General features: G+C 63.7%; 11 protein-coding genes and 1 tRNA gene. 7 read left to right on the forward strand and 5 right to left on the reverse strand.

Annotation, left to right across the window (positions count from 1 at the left end; genetic code table 11):
• The coding region (locus B5F28_RS15375) for an Arc family DNA-binding protein (RefSeq protein WP_343212761.1) at positions 1–401 on the forward strand (401 nt) is incomplete at its 5' end.
• Between the two features lie 224 nt (positions 402–625).
• Here B5F28_RS15375 and B5F28_RS13005 read toward each other — a convergent pair.
• Positions 626–701, reverse strand: a tRNA-Val gene (locus B5F28_RS13005).
• A 140-nt stretch (positions 702–841) separates the two neighbouring features.
• On the opposite strand from B5F28_RS13005, the gene B5F28_RS13010 reads away from it, so the two are divergent.
• The 3 genes from B5F28_RS13010 to B5F28_RS13020 all read left to right on the forward strand — a co-directional run bounded on the left by B5F28_RS13010 (position 842) and on the right by B5F28_RS13020 (position 6,612).
• Positions 842–3,379, forward strand: a complete 2,538-nt coding sequence (locus tag B5F28_RS13010) for a YfhO family protein (protein ID WP_087296291.1) — start codon at positions 842–844, stop codon at positions 3,377–3,379.
• A gap of 127 nt (positions 3,380–3,506) precedes the next feature.
• The gene (typA, locus tag B5F28_RS13015) at positions 3,507–5,333 is read left to right on the forward strand and encodes a translational GTPase TypA (protein WP_087296292.1); all 1,827 of its coding nucleotides are present in this window, start codon (positions 3,507–3,509) and stop codon (positions 5,331–5,333) included.
• 139 nt (positions 5,334–5,472) lie between these two features.
• Positions 5,473–6,612, forward strand: coding sequence for an aldo/keto reductase (locus B5F28_RS13020; protein ID WP_087296293.1), 1,140 nt, complete (start codon positions 5,473–5,475; stop codon positions 6,610–6,612).
• A gap of 78 nt (positions 6,613–6,690) precedes the next feature.
• Here B5F28_RS13020 and B5F28_RS13025 read toward each other — a convergent pair whose 3' ends face one another.
• Both B5F28_RS13025 and B5F28_RS13030 read right to left on the reverse strand, forming a co-directional pair.
• Positions 6,691–8,379: a hypothetical protein gene (locus B5F28_RS13025; protein ID WP_087296294.1), complete on the reverse strand. Its 1,689-nt coding sequence runs from the start codon at positions 8,377–8,379 to the stop codon at positions 6,691–6,693.
• 152 nt (positions 8,380–8,531) lie between these two features.
• On the reverse strand, positions 8,532–9,485 hold the full coding sequence (locus tag B5F28_RS13030) for a DUF4349 domain-containing protein (RefSeq protein WP_087296295.1): 954 nt from the start codon (positions 9,483–9,485) through the stop codon (positions 8,532–8,534).
• A 188-nt stretch (positions 9,486–9,673) separates the two neighbouring features.
• Between B5F28_RS13030 and B5F28_RS13035 the strand changes: the two genes are divergently transcribed.
• Positions 9,674–10,897 (forward strand): 6-phosphofructokinase, encoded by a 1,224-nt coding sequence (locus tag B5F28_RS13035; protein WP_087296296.1) that lies wholly within the window; start codon positions 9,674–9,676, stop codon positions 10,895–10,897.
• Positions 10,898–10,972: 75 nt separating this feature from the next.
• Here the strand turns inward: B5F28_RS13035 and B5F28_RS13040 are convergent, their stop codons facing one another.
• Both B5F28_RS13040 and B5F28_RS13045 read right to left on the reverse strand, forming a co-directional pair.
• Positions 10,973–14,146 carry an AAA family ATPase gene (locus B5F28_RS13040; protein WP_087296297.1) on the reverse strand — a complete coding sequence of 1,058 codons (3,174 nt, stop codon included), beginning with the start codon at positions 14,144–14,146 and terminating at the stop codon, positions 10,973–10,975.
• Positions 14,143–15,276, reverse strand: coding sequence for an exonuclease SbcCD subunit D (locus B5F28_RS13045; RefSeq protein WP_087296298.1), 1,134 nt, complete (start codon positions 15,274–15,276; stop codon positions 14,143–14,145). Before B5F28_RS13045 ends, B5F28_RS13040 begins: the two co-directional genes overlap by 4 nt.
• Positions 15,277–15,408: 132 nt before the next feature.
• Between B5F28_RS13045 and B5F28_RS13050 the strand changes: the two genes are divergently transcribed.
• The gene (locus B5F28_RS13050; protein ID WP_087296299.1) at positions 15,409–15,921 is read left to right on the forward strand and encodes a GNAT family N-acetyltransferase; all 513 of its coding nucleotides are present in this window, start codon (positions 15,409–15,411) and stop codon (positions 15,919–15,921) included.
• A 277-nt stretch (positions 15,922–16,198) separates the two neighbouring features.
• The gene (locus B5F28_RS13055; RefSeq protein ID WP_087296300.1) at positions 16,199–16,525 is read left to right on the forward strand and encodes a hypothetical protein; all 327 of its coding nucleotides are present in this window, start codon (positions 16,199–16,201) and stop codon (positions 16,523–16,525) included.

The following is a 16,525-nucleotide window of genomic DNA, read 5'->3' on the forward strand; positions in this document are numbered from 1 at the left end:
CTTCTGGGAAGCTGTTCAAACTGCTTGCTTGTCATGCCGGCCTCCTTTCCGGCTCCCTTGCTGTGATTATATTATACTACATGTACCCATGTATATCAATTGACGCATTACACAAACATGTACCCATGTATCCGTATATTTTTTACATGTACACATACACAAAAATGTGGTATAATAGAGCAGGAAAGGCGGTGCTTAAAATGCCGATAAGTGAAGCCAGAAAGCGCGCAAATCAAGCGTATATCGATAAGCAGGATGAAATCAAAGTTAGAATGCCAAAGGGCCGCAAAGCCGAAATTCAGGCCCATGCGGAAGCGCACGGTGAAAGTGTCAATGCGTTCATCAATCGGGCCATAAACGAGACTATGGAACGGGACAGTTCCGGCCCTGAGAAGCAATAAAAAACAGAGATGCCCCCACCATTGCCTGCGTGGCTCTGGTGGGGGCGTTTTCTCTGATCCGCCGTGCGGCTTACTTGTAGTTCCGGCCTGTGTTTTTTACTGTGTAGATTCTGTGTAGTTTCTGTGTCGCAGAAACTACTTTTTGTTACTTACTACTGCCTATCAAAAACAAAGAAAAACCGCATTGTGAAGCTATTTTCGGCCTTACAATGCGGTTTTAAAAATGGTGGACGGTAAGGAACTCGAATCCCTGACCCTCTGCACGTCAAGCAGATGCTCTACCAGCTGAGCTAACCGTCCATGTCCTTTCGGCTTGATTATTATATCGAATCTTTTTTCAAATTGCAAGTACTTTTTGAAAAAAAGTTTTTCTTTTTTATTTTCCCTCGTTTTGCCGTACTCCGGCACGTTTTTCCCCCTTCTGGAAAGGAGTCCTTTGCATGCATCTTCCCTTTGCCCGGTCTGAATCCTCCCGCCGATTGTCCGGCTTTTTGCCCGCACTGGCCGCCGCGCTGGTTCCGGTGGCCCTGCTGGCCGGACTGTACGCCGCCCAGGGCGTGGCCCCCTTCGGGCCGAACAGCCTGTTCTTCGGCGATATGGACGGCCAGTATTCCCATTTTCTGGCCAGCTTCTCCGAGCTGTTCGGCCGGGGAGCGTTCTACACCTGGCACAAGGCGCTGGGCGGCGAGGCCCTCAGCTGGGCCGCCTACTATCTGTTCAGCCCTTTTAATTTTCTGGTGCTCTTGTTCCCCACCTCCCAGCTGCCCACCGCCGTGACCCTGCTCACCCTGACCAAGGCGGGCTGTGCGGGACTTTCCATGCAGCTGTTCCTGCGCCGCCGGGCGGGCAGCCGACTCTCGGTGCCGCTCAGCTGGGCCTGGGCGCTGAGCGGCTATCTGCTGGGCTTTTCCCAGAACATCATGTGGATGGACGCGCTGATCGCCCTGCCGCTGATTGCCTGGGGCATCCGGCGTATTCTGGAGGGCCGTTCCCCCTGGCTGTATCTGGTAAGCCTTGCGGCGGGCATCCTCTGCTGCTATTACATCGGCTGGATGCTCTGCCTGTACTCCCTGCTCTATTTTGTGTGCGGACTGGCTGCGGGCGATGCTGCGGGCCGCAAGCTGCGGGTGTCGGTGCGCTTTGCGCTGGCCAGCCTGCTGGCAGGCGGGCTGAACGCCTGGGTGCTGCTGCCGGTGGCCGGGGCGCTCGGTCAGGGCAAGGCCCAGGCGGCCATGGAATGGGGCTTTTCCACCAACTTTTCCCTTCCCCAGCTGCTGGGCCAGCTGTTCGCGGGGGCCTACCCCGCCGGGCAGGACACCAACACCCTGCCTCTTGTCTTCTGCGGCACCCTGCCGCTGGTGCTGGCGGCGCTGTTCTTTTTCCGGCCCGGTGCGCTGCGTCCAAAGCTTGCGGCGGGCGGGCTTCTGGCCTGCCTGCTGCTCAGCTTCTGGCTGCGCACACCGGATCTTATCTGGCACGGCTTCCAGAGCCCCAGCTGGTTCAATTACCGCTACAGCTTTCTGTTCATCTTCACTTTGCTGGAGCTGGCGGCGCTGGGCGGCAAAGGGTTTGCGGAGCGTCTGCCCGCCGTCCGCCAGTTCGCGTCTGCCGGGGCCGTTGCCCTTCTGCTGGCCTGTGCCTGGGGCTTTGGGGTGGTTTCCGGCTGGGCGGCGGTGCTCACCCTGTGCTGTCTGGCGGCTGCCGCGTTGCTGCTGGCAATGCCCCGGCGGCGGGCCGCGGGCCTGCTGGCTGCTTTCTGTCTGGCGGCAGAGCTGACGGCCAACGGCTGGTCCTCGCTGGAGGCCTTCGAGCCATCTTCCTCCACCCTTCCCCAGCTGACGAAGCAATGGCAGTCCACCGTGGAGGAACTCAGCGCTCAGGCCCCCTCGGCCCGGATGCAGCTGACCGAAGGCGGGCAGAACACCCCCTTCCTGCTGGGCTACAACGGCCTGAGCCACTACAGCAGCAGCTATTCCCAGACCACCTATGAGCTGCTGCGGGCGCTGGGCTGCACCGGCACCAGCGGCTGGATGGCCTGGTCCGACGGGCTGACCCAAAGTGCCGCCAGCCTGCTGGGGCTGCGCTGGCAGCTGAGCGGAACAGCATCCGGCCAGTGGCAGCAGCAAGATGATGTGTGGGAGAATCCCTGCGCTCTGCCGCTGGTCGTTGCGGCAGCGGACATAGAAAGTGAGCGGCTGGCGCTGGACCGGCCCTTCGACAACCTGAACCAGATCTACAGCACCCTTCTGGGCGAGGACGCAGGCATTCTTCACCCCATCGAAGCCGGGCCCTCTGTTCAGAGCATGGAAGCCGGGGCAGACGGGCTGCACTACACCGCAACCGGCGAAAATGCCGCTTTGCACTTTTCCCTCACCGCCCCTGTCTCCGGCGTGCTGTACGCCAGCTTCCCGGTGTATGACCAGTATTGCGGGGCGGATGTATTTGTGAACGGCGAAGTGGCGGGCCAGACCCTGCTGCAGCAGGAGAACGGCACGGTCTGCCTGGGGCAGGTGCAGGCGGGCCAGACCATCACCGTGGAGCTGCGGCCTCAGGACGACACTCTTTCGCTGGGCGGCTGGAGCTTTGCCGTGGAAGACAGCCAGGCTCTGGCCACTGCCTGCACCCGACTGCAGCAGCAGAGCCTTCAGGTGGCAGAGTTTGCCCCCGGCCTTGTGCGCGGGACCATCCGGGTGCCCGAGGGCTGCACCGCCCTGTTCACCAGCATCCCCGCCGAGCCCGGCTGGCAGGTGCTGGTGGACGGCGAAACCGTCGCCCCCGAAACCGCCTGGGACGCGCTGCTCACCGTGCAGATCACCCCGGGCGAGCACCTGGTGACCCTGCGCTTTACCCCCGCCGGGCTGGGCCTGGGCACGGCGGTGAGCCTGTGCAGTCTGGGGGCCGCGGCGACCTGGCTGGCGGCGCGCCGCCTTGGTCATACAGCCCAGAAAGCCCCGCGCAGCAGCCAAAAAACCTTGTGACAACGCCCAATGCTGTTAAAAATCATTTGTATATTCTTGACAAACCTTTTTTCCTGCTTTAGTATAGGTAAGGTTACGAATAGATGTAATTATATATGGAGCGATCCAATTCAGAAAGGATAACAATATGGAACGTAAAGATTTGCGCAACATTGCCATCATCGCCCACGTTGACCATGGTAAGACCACCCTGGTGGACCAGATGCTGAAGCAGAGCGGCGCGTTTCGTGAAAATCAGCAGGTGGCCGAGCGCGTGATGGACTCCGGCGATATCGAGCGGGAGCGCGGCATCACCATTCTGGCCAAGAACTGCTCCACCGTATACAACGGTGTGAAGATCAACATCGTGGACACCCCGGGCCACGCCGACTTCGGCGGCGAGGTGGAGCGTGTTCTGAAGATGGTCAACGGCGTGCTGCTGCTGGTGGACGCCGCCGAGGGCTGCATGCCCCAGACCCGTTTCGTGCTGCAGAAGGCCCTGCAGCAGAACCTGAACCTGGTCATCGCCGTGAACAAGATCGACCGTCCTGACGCCCGCATCAAGGAAGTCATCGACGAAGTTCTGCTGCTGCTCATGGACCTGGGTGCCACCGACGAGCAGCTGGACAGCCCCATGGTCTTCTGCTCCGGCCGCGCCGGTACCGCCAGCTACAGCCCGGATGTGCCCGGCACCGACCTGAAGCCCCTGTTCGACACCATTCTGGAGTACGTGAAGGGTCCCGAGGGCGACCCCGACGCTCCCTTCCAGATGCTGTGCTCCAGCGTGGACTACAACGAGTTCGTGGGCCGCATCGGCATCGGCCGCATCCAGAACGGCCGCATGAAGGTTGGCCAGGACGTGCAGGTCTGCGACTGGCACGATCCCAGCGTTTCCATCAAGGGCCGCATCACCAAGCTGTACGAGTTCAAGGCCAACGGCCGTGAGCCCTCCGAGGAGGCCATGGCCGGCGATATCGTCGCCTTCTCCGGCATCACCGATGTGACCATCGGCAACACCCTGTGCGACCCCGCCAACGTGGAGCCTCTGCCCTTTGTGAAGATCAACGATCCCACCGTGGAGATGACCTTCGCCGTGAACGACAGCCCCTTCGCCGGCCGCGAGGGCAAGTTCGTCACCAGCCGCCAGATCCGCGACCGCCTGCAGCGCGAGCTGCTGAAGGACGTGGCCCTGAAGGTTGAGGACTCCGCCACCAGCGATTCCTTCCGTGTGATGGGCCGTGGCGAGATGCACCTGTCCATCCTGATCGAGACCATGCGCCGTGAAGGCTACGAGCTGCAGGTCAGCCCCCCGAAGGTTCTGACCCACGAGGAGGACGGCCAGCTGATGGAGCCCTTCGAGCGCGTTGTCATCGACACCCCCACCGAGTACCAGGGCGCGGTCATGACCGCTCTGGGCTCCCGCAAGGCCATCCTGCAGCAGATGGAGCCCATCGGCACCCGCGTGCGCCTGGAGTTCCGCATGCCCAGCCGCGGCCTGTTCGGCTACCGCAGCCAGTTCCTCACCGATACCCACGGCGAGGGCATCCTGAACACCATTTTTGACGGCTACGACGCCTGGTGCGGCGATATCACCTGCCGCAGCACCGGCAGCCTGGTAAGCTTCGAGACCGGCGACGCCGTGACCTACGGCCTGTTCAACGCCCAGCAGCGCGGCACCCTGATCGTGACCCCGGGCGAGAAGGTCTACGAGGGCATGGTCATCGGCTACACCCCCACCGGCGAGGACATCAGCGTGAACGTCTGCAAGACCAAGCACCTGACCAACACCCGTGCTTCCGGCTCCGACGACGCTCTGCGTCTGGTTCCCGTTTCCAAGTTCAGCCTGGAGGCCTGCCTGGAGTTCCTGGCTCCCGACGAACTGCTGGAGGTTACCCCCGAGAACCTGCGCATCCGCAAGCGCATCCTGAACCACGACATGCGCATGAAGCAGCTGAAGGGCAAGAAGAACGGCTAAGCCACCTTTCCTTCTCTGAACTGAGCATCTGCCCCTGTGCCGCCCGGCACAGGGGCTTTTTGCATCCTTTTTCGTTGACAAGCCCCCTGCCCCGCCTTATGATGAAAGCAGAATGTAACGCAAACGGAGGCACTTTGCCATGGAAAAATTGTTCGGAACAAAAAAGCTGGGGTTCGGCTTTATGCGCCTGCCCCTCACCGGCCCCGCCGCCGACCCGGCCAGTGATGTGGACCTGGAAAAAGCCCGCCGCATGGTGGACGATTTTATGGACGCGGGCCTGTGCTACTTCGACACCGCCCACGGCTACCTGAACGGCAAAAGCGAAACCGCCCTGCGCCACTGCCTGACCAGCCGCTACCCCCGCCAGAGCTACCTGCTGGCGAATAAACTCTCCAACAGCTTTTTTGAAAGCGAGGAGGAGATCCGGCCCCTGTTTTTCTCCCAGCTGGAGGCCTGCGGGGTGGACTACTTCGACTTCTACCTGATGCATGCCATGAACGCGGTATATTATCCCAAATACTGCGCCTGCAATGCTTTTGCGGTAGCCCGGCAATTGAAGGCGGAGGGCCGCATCCGGCACATCGGCATCTCCTTCCACGACAAGCCCGCCCTGCTGGAACAGATCCTCACCGAACAGCCGGACATCGAGGTGGTGCAGATCCAGTTCAACTACGCGGACTACGACAGCTCCAGCGTGGAAAGCCGGGTGCTGTATGAGATCTGCCGCCGCTTCCAAAAGCCGGTGATCGTGATGGAGCCGGTGCGGGGCGGCGCGCTGGCCAACCTGCCGCCCCAGGCCGCCGAGGCCTTTGCCGGAATGGAGGGCAGCCCGGCGGGCTATGCCCTGCGCTTTGCGGCCAGCTTTGAAGGGGTGGGCATGGTGCTCAGCGGTATGAGCGACCCGGCCCAGATGGAGGAAAACCTGGGCCTGTTTCGAAACTTCCGCGCCCTGTCGCCGCTGGAATGGCAGGCGGTGAGCAAGGCCCGCAAGGCGCTGGCCGGGCTGAAGAGCATCGGCTGCACCGGCTGCCGCTACTGTGTGGACGGCTGCCCCAAGGCCATTTCCATCCCCGAGCTGTTCGCCTGCGCCAACAGCCGGAACCTGTTCAACGATATGGGCTCCGCCACCTATTACGGCATCTGCACCCGTGGCGGTCACGGCAAGGCGGCGGACTGCATCGGCTGCGAAAAATGCGAAGCCTCCTGCCCTCAGCACCTGCCCATCCGTCAGCTGCTGGCCCAGGTAAGCGCCCAGTTCGACACACCCGCCAAAGAATAAAAACGAAAAGAGCGCGGGCTTTCTTCTCGATCGGAAGAAAGCCCGCGCTCTTTTTGATTCTGTTGCCTGGATTGGCTCTTAGCGGGTCAGCGCCGGCTGCTGTTTGGCCGCCCTGCGGCTGCGCATCAGCTGCCAGGCCGCGCCCGCGCAAAGGGCCAGCGTGCCAAGGCCGCTCACCCAGTCCGACACATGCTGCAGGGTGGTGCCGGTGTAGCTCACCCGCACCTGACCCGCCGGGGCGTTCTCCGGGATGGTCAGCTCCACCCGGCCGCCGCCGTCCTTATGCAGCTCCAGTTCAATGGGTGCGCTGCCGTCCGCCGGGGTGAGGGTGGCGGAATAGCCCTTATACCACAGCTTGGGGATGCCATAGGCTCCGAAGACCTGGCCGTCGAAGTCAAACACGAAATCGCCATTGGGCAGATAATTGCCGCTGTAAACGCCGGTGGTGTTGCTGTACTGGGCCCCCGGCTCAAAGGCAAAAGCCTTGGCGTCCACTCCGGTGGGCACCCATTCGGCTCCCACCAGATAGAAGGTCTCGCCCCGCTGGCTGGTGAAATAGTTGGACGGGTAGTTCACCTGCTCGGGGAACTGGGTGGAGCTGACCGCCAGGTCCACGCCGCCCAGCACAAAGGCTGCCGCCAGCACCAGCACCCGAACCCGGCGGCTGCTCAGATTTGCCAGCACCAGCGTAATGGCCAGGCAGACCGCCAGCTGACTGAAGGCGTTAAGCCGCCAGGGGAACTGGATGCTGTTCAGCAGGGTGTCATCCAGCATGCGCCAGGGCACGAAGGGCAGCACCAGCACCGTGAGCACCACGCCCGCCGCCAGAAAGGCCCAGGCGGCGCGGCGCGCGCCGCTGCGCCGCCCCAGCGGGCAGACCAGCAGCACCAGAGCGGCCACAATGCCCACCAGACCGGTGATACCCAAACCGATGTAGCTGGTGGGGTCAAACAGATTGGCTACGCTCACCGTATTCCAGGAAACCTGGGTCAGCGGCTGCTCGGTCACCGCGAATTTATCGCTGGCGAACTGCTCCAGCATGGGCAGCCAGTAATAGCAGCTCACCAGCAGGCAGGCCCCGGCAGCGCCCAGACCGCTCAGAATCGCCCGACGGTTCAGCACCCGGGGCAGCCGCACCAGCACCCAGACAATGGCCAGAAGCCCCGCCAGGGCAAGGCTCACGGTGTGGCTGAGCACCAGACCGGTGAAGCCCAGCCACAGCACCCAGGGGCGCTTGGCTCCCTCCTCGGTCAGGTCCCACAGGCCCCAGACCACCAGAGGCAGGAAGATCATGGCCTGCACCTCGCCCACCGCGCTGCGGATGTAAAGGTTCACAAAATGATAGTGGCACAGACCGTACAGAACCATCAGCAGGCAGCCGCCAAAATGCTTTTTGGTGATGGCCCGCCCGGCAAAATAGCTGGTGACGCACTGGGCCGCCGCGCAGCCCAGCATCAGGAATTTGAAGGCCATCTCCGGCCCCAGGCCCGCCACCCGGGCCAGTGCCGCCGGATACAAAAACAGGTCCGGGTAAAACAGGCCGCTGGCGTAGCCGTAGCCGCCCAGCATCAAAGAATAGATGCGCACCGGTATGCTGGCATGCCCGCCCAGGGCCGCGGCCAGACCCTCCAGCCGCAGGATGTGGAACACGCTGTCGTGCCCGGCCACCAGGTCCCGGCTGGCAAAGGGCAGCGCACAGAGCAGCAGCACCAGCGCGGCACAGCCAAGGCCGGTGGCAAGCTCGTATCGAATGGTTTTGCTTCGCATGGATCGTTTCCGCCTTTTTCTACAATTTATGCGTTCGTATTATTATAGCACACAGCGGCCGGAATTTCCGCCCCAAAAGTTGGTATGGGCGCAAAAAAGGCCCCGGCGGGCCGCAAACATGCGGTTCCACCGGGGCGGTATTTCGGGTCAGCTTACTTCATCTGGGTGTATTTTGGGGGCTGGCTGCCGTTTTCCCCATCCGGGCGCTTTTGCTGCGCGGGCTGGGGCCGCTTTCTGGCGGCGCGGCGGGCCAGCAGCACCACCAGGACGATCACCACCGCCGCCACCACCAGGAAGGGCAGCAGATAGATCAGGCCGATCACCAGCTCCTGCACCACGCTCACAAAGCCGTTCCAGCTGCCCCGGAAGGCGGAGCCCACCCGGCTGAGAAAGCTGGGGCTCTGGGGCGTGAGCTCGGTCACCTCGTCCAGATAGACCTCCACCGTGCTGTAGCTGATCTGGTCCTGCAGCACATTCATCTGACCGGTGTAGCTCTCGATCTGGTACTGCACCTCGCTGCGCTGCTGCTCAATGGCCAGCAGATCCTCCAGACTTTCGGCCTTTGCCGCCAGCTCATCCAGCCGCTGGCGCTGCTGCTCCAGGCTGGCCAGGCGGGCCTCCAGATCCACATATTCGGCGGTCACATCCTGGCTGGACTCACTGCGCCGAACCAGATTGGCGGCCTGGGCCGCCGCGTTCAGAAATTCGCTGTAGTTGTCCGCCGGGACCCGCAGGGTGTAGTACACGCTGCGGTCGCCCCGCTCAGCGCTGCCGCTGCTTTCGCTGCTCTGCACATAGGCCCCCGCCTGGCTGGCCGCCTCCAGCAGGTCGGCGCTCGCCTGGTCATATTGCTTGGTCTCCAGCCAGAGGGTGGCGTTGTAGATGATCTTTCGGCTGTCCTGCGGGGTGAGCGCGCCGGAATCCAGGTCGGTCACCCCCGTGCCTGTGCCCGTTCCGTTGGCAGCGTCCTCCATGGCTGCGCCCGCCATCTCCTGTACCGCGGCGGAGCTGGTGACCGCTGTGCTGGACCCGCCGCATCCGGTGAGCAGACCGGCGAAAAGGGCGGCCGCAAGCGCTGCGGCAAGCCAATGCTTGTTGTGCTTCATCCTGTTTCCCTCCTTGTTTTTTGGCAAAACCACCAAGATTTCGCGGTGAAGAATGTCACCTCTCTGACCCTTATACGAAATTGCTGCCGGGATTATTGCAGCCCCCTTATAAATAAGATACAATAAAAAGCGTTGTGTCACAAGGGGTCGACGGCTGACCCGCTTTTTGAAGAAGGATGTGTATTTTGATGGGTATGAATTTTCTGGTGGGGCAGAGCGGCGGCCCCACTGCGGTAATCAATTCCAGTCTGGCCGGCGTGTATGAAACCGCCCGCGCCTGCGGCGCCGGGCGCATTTACGGCATGCATTACGGCATTGAGGGTCTTTTGAACGAGAAGCTGCTGGATCTGGACCAGCTGCTGGGCAAGGCGCTGAACATTGAGCTGCTCAAGCGCACCCCCGCCTCTTATCTGGGCAGCTGCCGGTACAAGCTGCCCACCCCCGAGCAGGACGAAAGCGTGTACAAGACCCTGTTCGCCCTGTTTGAGCGTTATCAGATCGACGCGGTGCTTTACATCGGCGGCAACGACAGCATGGACACCATTGCCAAGCTGGCGGCCTACGGCAGCCGCATCGGCAGCCCCATCCGGTTCATCGGTGTGCCCAAGACCATCGACAATGACCTGATACTCACTGACCACACCCCCGGCTTTGGCAGCGCGGCCAAGTACATCGCCACCGTGATGAAGGAGATCATCCGGGATTCCAACGTGTATGACCTGAAGAGCGTGACCGTGACCGAGATCATGGGCCGTCACGCGGGCTGGCTGGCCGCCTCCGCAAGCCTGGCCAAGGGCGACGACTGCGACGGCCCGGACCTGATCCTGCTGCCGGAGGTCCCCTTCAGCGAGGAGCTGTTCCTGCGCCGGGTAGAGGCCCTGCGCAAGGAAAAGAACAACATCGTCATTGCCGCCAGCGAGGGCGTGCGCCGCAAGGACGGCACCTTCCTGTGCGATCTGGCGGGCGGTGACGGCGCGGTGGATGCCTTCGGCCACAAGGTCACCCTGTCCGGCACCAGCCGGTATCTGGAGGGTCTGATCCGCCATCATCTGGGCTGCAAGACCCGTGCCATCGAGCTGTCCACCCTGCAGCGGTGCGCCAGCCACCTGACCAGCCGCATCGATGTGAACGAGGCCTACCAGGTGGGCGGCATGGCGGTGCAGGCTGCCATTCAGGGCCAGACCGGCCGGATGAGCGCGCTGATTCGCCGTCAGGATGCCCCCTACGTGGCGGACTGCGAGACCGTGGATGTGCAGGCCGTGGCCAACAAGGAAAAGGCCATTCCCGCCGAGTGGATCACCCCGGACGGCATGCAGGTGACCGGCGCCTTCGAGGCCTACGCCCGGCCCCTGATCCAGGGCGAGCAGATCCCCATTTACGTGGCCGGCGTTCCCCTGCACACCCGCCTGTAAGCAGCCCTGTCATTTTCAATCATTTTGCAAAGCAAAGCACTCCCGGCTGGTCGGGGGTGCTTTTTGCTTTTTGCTTTATAATTTTCGCAGGGCCACGGTGCTGCCGCCAGGGGTCTTGGTGACCACCAGCTGGTTCTCGATGCGGCTTTTCAGCTCCGGCACATGGCTGATAATGCCCACCATCCGCTGACCCTGCACAAGGCTGTGCAGCGTGGTGACCGCCTGCTCCAGACTTTCGGCATCCAGGGTGCCGAAGCCCTCGTCCACAAACAGCACATCCAACTCCACGCCGCCCGCGTAATTCTGGATCACGTCGGACAGACCCAGCGCCAGGGCCAGCGCCGCCTGGAAGGTCTCGCCGCCGGACAGACTGCCCACGCTGCGCACCTTGCCGGTGTAGTTGTCCAGCACATCCAGGTCCAGGGTGTCCTTGGTTTCGGCGGAGGTCATCTGGTGGCATTCCAGCTGGTAGCGCCCGCCGGTCATGGCGAACAGCCGCTGGTTGGCGGCCTCCACCGCGTCGGCAAAATAGGCGGCCAGCACATATTGCTCGAACTGCTGCTTGCCCAGCCCGCCGGAAAGCTTGCCCCCGGCGGTGGCGTCCAGCCGCTCGATCAGCTGCTGGCGCTTCTGGGCCTGCTCCAGTTTTCCGGCGGCGGTGCGCACATCCTCCATGGTCTGCCGGTTGGCCTCCAGCCGCCCGGCAAGCCGGATGCGCTCCCCGTTCAGGGCTGCGCGCTGCTGCTCCTGCTCCTTCATGGCCTGCTCCAGCTCCTGGGGCTGGCAGGCCGGGGCGGGGGCGTTTTGCTGCTGGGCACGCAGCTGCCTGTAAAGAGTTTGGGTCTCCTCGCAGGCCTTTTGCTCCTGCTCCAGCTGCCGGCGCAGCGCTTTGATCTCCTCTTCGGTGTGCAGCGCCTGCCGGAAGGCTTCCTCGCTCATGTCGCCGGCCTCCAACGCCTTGCTCCAGTCCTGAGCCGCCCGGCGGGCTTCCTCCGCCGCTTTTTCGTCGTTCTTCTGCCGCTCGTCTTGCAGGGTGAGGGCGGCGGCCAGCGCCTTCTGGTACTCCTCCAGATCGGTTCGGGTCTCTTGCGTGCTCCGGTCCAGCCGGGCCTTCTCGGCCTGCATGGCAGCCAGGGTCTGCTCCGCCTCGGCGCGTGTGGCATGGGGCAGGCCCGCCTGCAGCTTTTCCGCCTGCTGCCGGGCCGCATCCTGCCGGGCGGTGGTCTGTGCTGCCTGAGCCTGCAATTCGCTGCGCTTCTGGCGGGTCTGGTCCAGCTGCCTGCGGTCGTCTGCCAGCTGGTTCACCGCTGCGCTTGCGGCCTCCACCTTGGCCTGACACTCTGTTTTTTCCGCTTCGGCCTGCCGGAGCAGCTGGTCCAGCCGCTCGTCCCAGTCCAGCAGCAGGCGGGACAGGGTCTTTGCATCCTCTTCCGGGGGCAGCTCCTGCTCCAGCTCGGCCAGCACCTGGCGGGCCTGCCGGATGTACTGCTCCCGGGCGCTGCCCGCCTGAGCGGTGAGGGTGCTGCTGGCCTGTAACGCCTCATTGTAGGCGGTACGGGCCGTTTCCATGGCGGCGGCCAGTGCCTCCAGCTCTTCCTTATTGGGCGCGCCGGTCACGCCCCGGGCCGGGCTGGGATGGTGCACGCTGCCGCACACCGGGCAGGGCTGGCCGGGGGTCAGGTCCCTTGCCAGCAGCCCCGCCTGGTCCCGGCGGAACATCTGGTCCGCGCTCATATAGGCCTGCTGGGCCTTGTCCAGTTCATCGCTTGCCTGTTCCAGCGTCCCGCGGGCAGCCTGCTCGCTCTTTTGCAGCTTCACCAGCTCCCGCATCCGGCTGCGGGTCTCCGCCATTTTCTCCTTGGCCCCGCTCCAGCGGGTCAGCTCCTGTTCCACCCTCTGGGCGGCGGTGAGGGCGGCGGCCAGACCATCCGCCAGCGTCTGGGTCTGTTCCAGGGCGGCGGCCTGCTGCTCTTCCAGCTTGCGGGCCGCTTGCTCCGCGCTTTTCAGCCGGTCCAGCTCCCGGGCACAGGCCTGCTGCTGAGCCTTTGCTGCGTCCAGCTCGTCATATTGCTTTAGGGCCTCGGTCTGCCGTTCCAGCGCCACCGCCAGCCGGGCGACGGTCTGCTGATTCTGCGCCAGCTGCTCCCGGGCCTGCTCCCACCGGGGAGCCTGAGCGTTCAGCCCTTCCAGCTGCGCCTGTGCTTCGGCGTGCAGCCGGGCAGCCTGCTCCGCCGCCAGCCAGGCCTTTTCGCTGCTCTGCCACACCGAGGCCAGCCGGGCAGCTGCCTCCCACCGGCCCAGCCGGGCAAGGTCCTCCACCCGCCGGGGCGCTTCGCTCTGCTGCTGCGCCAGCTGCTGCTCCAGCCGGGCCAGCTGCTCGGCCCTCTGCCCGGCCTCCCGGGCGCTCTGCACCAGCGCGGCGCTTTGCTTGATGCTCTCGTCCAACTGGCCTATTTTTTCCTCCAGACCGGCCAGGGTGTCCCGGTCCGCCCGGCAGAGCTCCTCCGCCAGCTCCAGCACCCGGCCGCTGCGCCAGACGCAGCCTGCATCCGCCAGCAGCTGGGTCAGCTCTGTGGCCTCCTCTTCCTCTGGCAGGCGCAGGCCCGCCAGATACTGGCGCAGGGAATCCACCTGCTTTTCCGTCTCGGCCCGGCTGGCCGAGGCCAATTCTTTCAGCCGTTGCTGCAGCTGCTGACAGCGCTCGGTGGCGAACACCTGCCGTAGAATGGCGCTGCGGTCCCGGCCGGATTTGTTCAGCAGCTCGGCGAACTGGTTCTGGGCGATCATGGCGATCTGGCGGAACTGGTCCACCTGAATGCCCAGCAGCTCTTCCACCGCCGCGTCCACGCTCTCCTTGCCTTCGGCCACCGGCACGGGGTTCTCTCCCTCCAGCCGCTCCAACAGGGCGGTGGCGGGCACCTCGGTGGTACCCTCGCCCCGCTTTTTGCGGCGGGTCTGGGCGGGGCGGCGGGTGATGCGCCACCGCTCGCCCCGATGTAAAAACACCAGCTGAGCGCTGGTCTCCAGGGTATCGTCCGCATAGTCGCTGCGGATCATCTTCTCGCTGCGCACCCGGCCGGTAAGCTTACCGAAAAGCGCATAGCACACCCCGTCGAACAGGGTGGTCTTGCCCGCGCCGGTGTCGCCGGTGATCAGAAACAGACCACCCGCGCCCGCGGCCTCAAAATCCACGGTCTGGCTGCCCGCATAGGCGCCGAAGGCGGTCAGGGTCAGGGTCAAGGGTCTCATACTTCCACCTCCCGGCAAATGGGCTCCAGCACCGCCCGCTCCTCCTCACTGAGGGGCTGGCCGTGCACGGTCCGGTAAAAATCCGCGAACTGGTCCAAAAGGCCCGCCCGCTGCAGCTGCCGCGCCCGCAGCTGGGCCTCGCTGCGGCCGGTGGGGATCTGAGGCGCCAGCTCCAGCTTGACCAGGTTCGGGTAAACGCTGCGCATCCGGGCGGCGGCGTTGGGCGGGATCTGCCGGTCGGTGAGCACCGCATGGACAAAGTCCGCGCAGCCCGGCTCGGCGCTGTCGATCAGCTCCTCCAGCGGACCCTGCACCCGGCGCAGCGGCCGCAGCGGTGCAAAGGGCAGCGCCTGCCAGCGCACATCCCCCTTTTCGCCCAGCTCCACCAGCACCGCCGCCTTGCGGTGGCGCACCTCGCTCACCGAATAGGCCAGGGGCGAGCCGCAGTAGCGGACATGCTCCGCCCCCACCTGCTGGGGGCCGTGGATGTGCCCCAGAGCCACATAGTCAAAGCCCTCGAGCACCGCCGCGTCCACATTGTCCAGCGTGCCCAGGTTCAGCGTCTCGGAGTCGCAGGTCTCGGGACTCTTCCCCCCGCTGGTCACGAACTGGTGGGCCATGATCAGATTGCGGGCGGAAAAATCCGGCCCGGCGGCCCGGATCAGGGCGGCCACCGCGTCGGTGTAGCTCTCGATGGTCTCCTGCGGCAGGGCAGCCCGCACCTGGCTGGGCCGGATGAAGGGCAGCGCCCACAGATGCACCGGGCCAAAGTCATCCTCCAGCACATAGTGCTCCAGCCCGCCGGAAAACACCGCCGCCAGATGCACCCCGCCTGCGGCCAGCAGCTGGCTGCCGAAGCCCAGCCGGTCGGCGCTGTCGTGGTTGCCGCTGATCAGATACACCGGGATCTTCGCCCGGCACAGTCCGGTGAGAAATTCATCCAGCAGCGCCACCGCACCCACGGTGGGCACGCTGCGGTCGTACACATCGCCCGCCACCAGCACGCCGTCCACCTGGTGCTCGGTTGCCATGGCAAGGCATTGGTTCAGGATGTGCCGCTGGTCCTCGTAAAGATCCACCTCGCAGAGCCTGCGCCCCAGATGCAGATCGGATAAATGCAGAAATTTCATGGTTCTTTGCCTTTCTTTGGCGCCGCATATCGCGGGCCTGCCTTGATTATACCAGAGCCGCCGCCCACTTGAAAGCCCCGCCGCCCTGTGCTACCATAGGGGCAAACCCAAACGGAAAGGCGGGAACAGAAGATGGAACTGCGTTTGGAAGCCCCCCGGCCCGAGCACCGGCAGCTGGTGGAAACCTACCGGCGGGAATTTTTGAACAGCGGCGACTCCATCGACGGCTCGGCCGGTCTTGCCTGGTGCAGCGGCTTTGACGAGTGGATGGCCCTCGTGGCCGACAATTCCCGCGACGAGACCGCCCGCCCCGGCTGCGTGGCCACCAGCGTGTTCCTGGCCTTCGACGGCCCGGAGCTGGTGGGCATGGTGGACATCCGCCACCGGCTGAACGACTACCTGCGCCGCTACTGCGGTCACATCGGCTACAGCGTGCGCCCGGCCCTGCGCCGCCGGGGCTATGCCACCGCCATGCTCAACCTCGCTTTGGAGGAATGCCGCCGCCTGGGGCTTTTTCAGGTGATGCTCACCTGCGAGAAAACCAACGTGGCCTCCGCCCGCACCATGCTCCACTGCGGGGCGGTTTTGCAGGACGAGCTGCTCATGGGGAGCATGACCATTCAGCGATACTGGATCGAGCTGTGACCAATTGAATTTTTTATAACCGTGACCGCGCCGCCGCCTTTTACCGACTTAGGGTAAGACGGCGGCGCATATTTTTATCTGTTTGCCGCATATTAAACCATCGTTTCTCAAAAATGTAGAATATTTTTTAGTTAATTTGTTCAAATGCCCATTGCCACCCCTTGTAAAAAGCGTTATAATAGTATCAAAATTTCATCGCAAACGCGGCCCTGTGGGCCACGGGCCGGGCCATTTTGGTCCGGCCCGCGCCCTTTGCTGCGGGAAAGGAGCTCTTAGCATGAACACCACCAACGAACTGCTGCGAGCAATTTTAAAGATGGACGAGGAGGAGCGGCTGCGCACCCAGGCCACCGAGGAATACCGGCGCGGCGCCCAGACCCGCCTGACCGAGGCAGCCCGCAGCCAGGAGGCCGAGATCATGGCCGCCATGCGCACCCGGGTGGACGCCTTTTCCGCCAGGGAGCAGGCCCGGGCCGATGAACGCCTGGCTAAACTGGAGGCCGGCAAGCAGCAGGCCCTCAGCCGGATGGAGCAGCTCCGGGCGGACAAACGGGAGGAATGGGTGAAAACCATCACCGACCGGGTGCTGGGGCGGGAGGCGTAA

It is taken from the genome of Gemmiger sp. An194 (assembly GCF_002160145.1).
GTDB lineage: Bacteria > Bacillota > Clostridia > Oscillospirales > Ruminococcaceae > Allofournierella.

Excerpts from the sequence above, each read along its gene's own strand:
- B5F28_RS13010 (WP_087296291.1), top strand. The coding sequence starts at position 842 with ATGCATCTTCCCTTTGCCCGGTCTGAATCCTCCCGCCGATTGTCCGGC.
- typA (WP_087296292.1), top strand. The coding sequence starts at position 3,507 with ATGGAACGTAAAGATTTGCGCAACATTGCCATCATCGCCCACGTTGAC.
- B5F28_RS13020 (WP_087296293.1), top strand. The coding sequence starts at position 5,473 with ATGGAAAAATTGTTCGGAACAAAAAAGCTGGGGTTCGGCTTTATGCGC.
- B5F28_RS13025 (WP_087296294.1), bottom strand. The coding sequence starts at position 8,379 with ATGCGAAGCAAAACCATTCGATACGAGCTTGCCACCGGCCTTGGCTGT.
- B5F28_RS13030 (WP_087296295.1), bottom strand. The coding sequence starts at position 9,485 with ATGAAGCACAACAAGCATTGGCTTGCCGCAGCGCTTGCGGCCGCCCTT.
- B5F28_RS13035 (WP_087296296.1), top strand. The coding sequence starts at position 9,674 with ATGGGTATGAATTTTCTGGTGGGGCAGAGCGGCGGCCCCACTGCGGTA.
- B5F28_RS13040 (WP_087296297.1), bottom strand. The coding sequence starts at position 14,146 with ATGAGACCCTTGACCCTGACCCTGACCGCCTTCGGCGCCTATGCGGGC.
- B5F28_RS13045 (WP_087296298.1), bottom strand. The coding sequence starts at position 15,276 with ATGAAATTTCTGCATTTATCCGATCTGCATCTGGGGCGCAGGCTCTGC.
- B5F28_RS13050 (WP_087296299.1), top strand. The coding sequence starts at position 15,409 with ATGGAACTGCGTTTGGAAGCCCCCCGGCCCGAGCACCGGCAGCTGGTG.
- B5F28_RS13055 (WP_087296300.1), top strand. The coding sequence starts at position 16,199 with ATGAACACCACCAACGAACTGCTGCGAGCAATTTTAAAGATGGACGAG.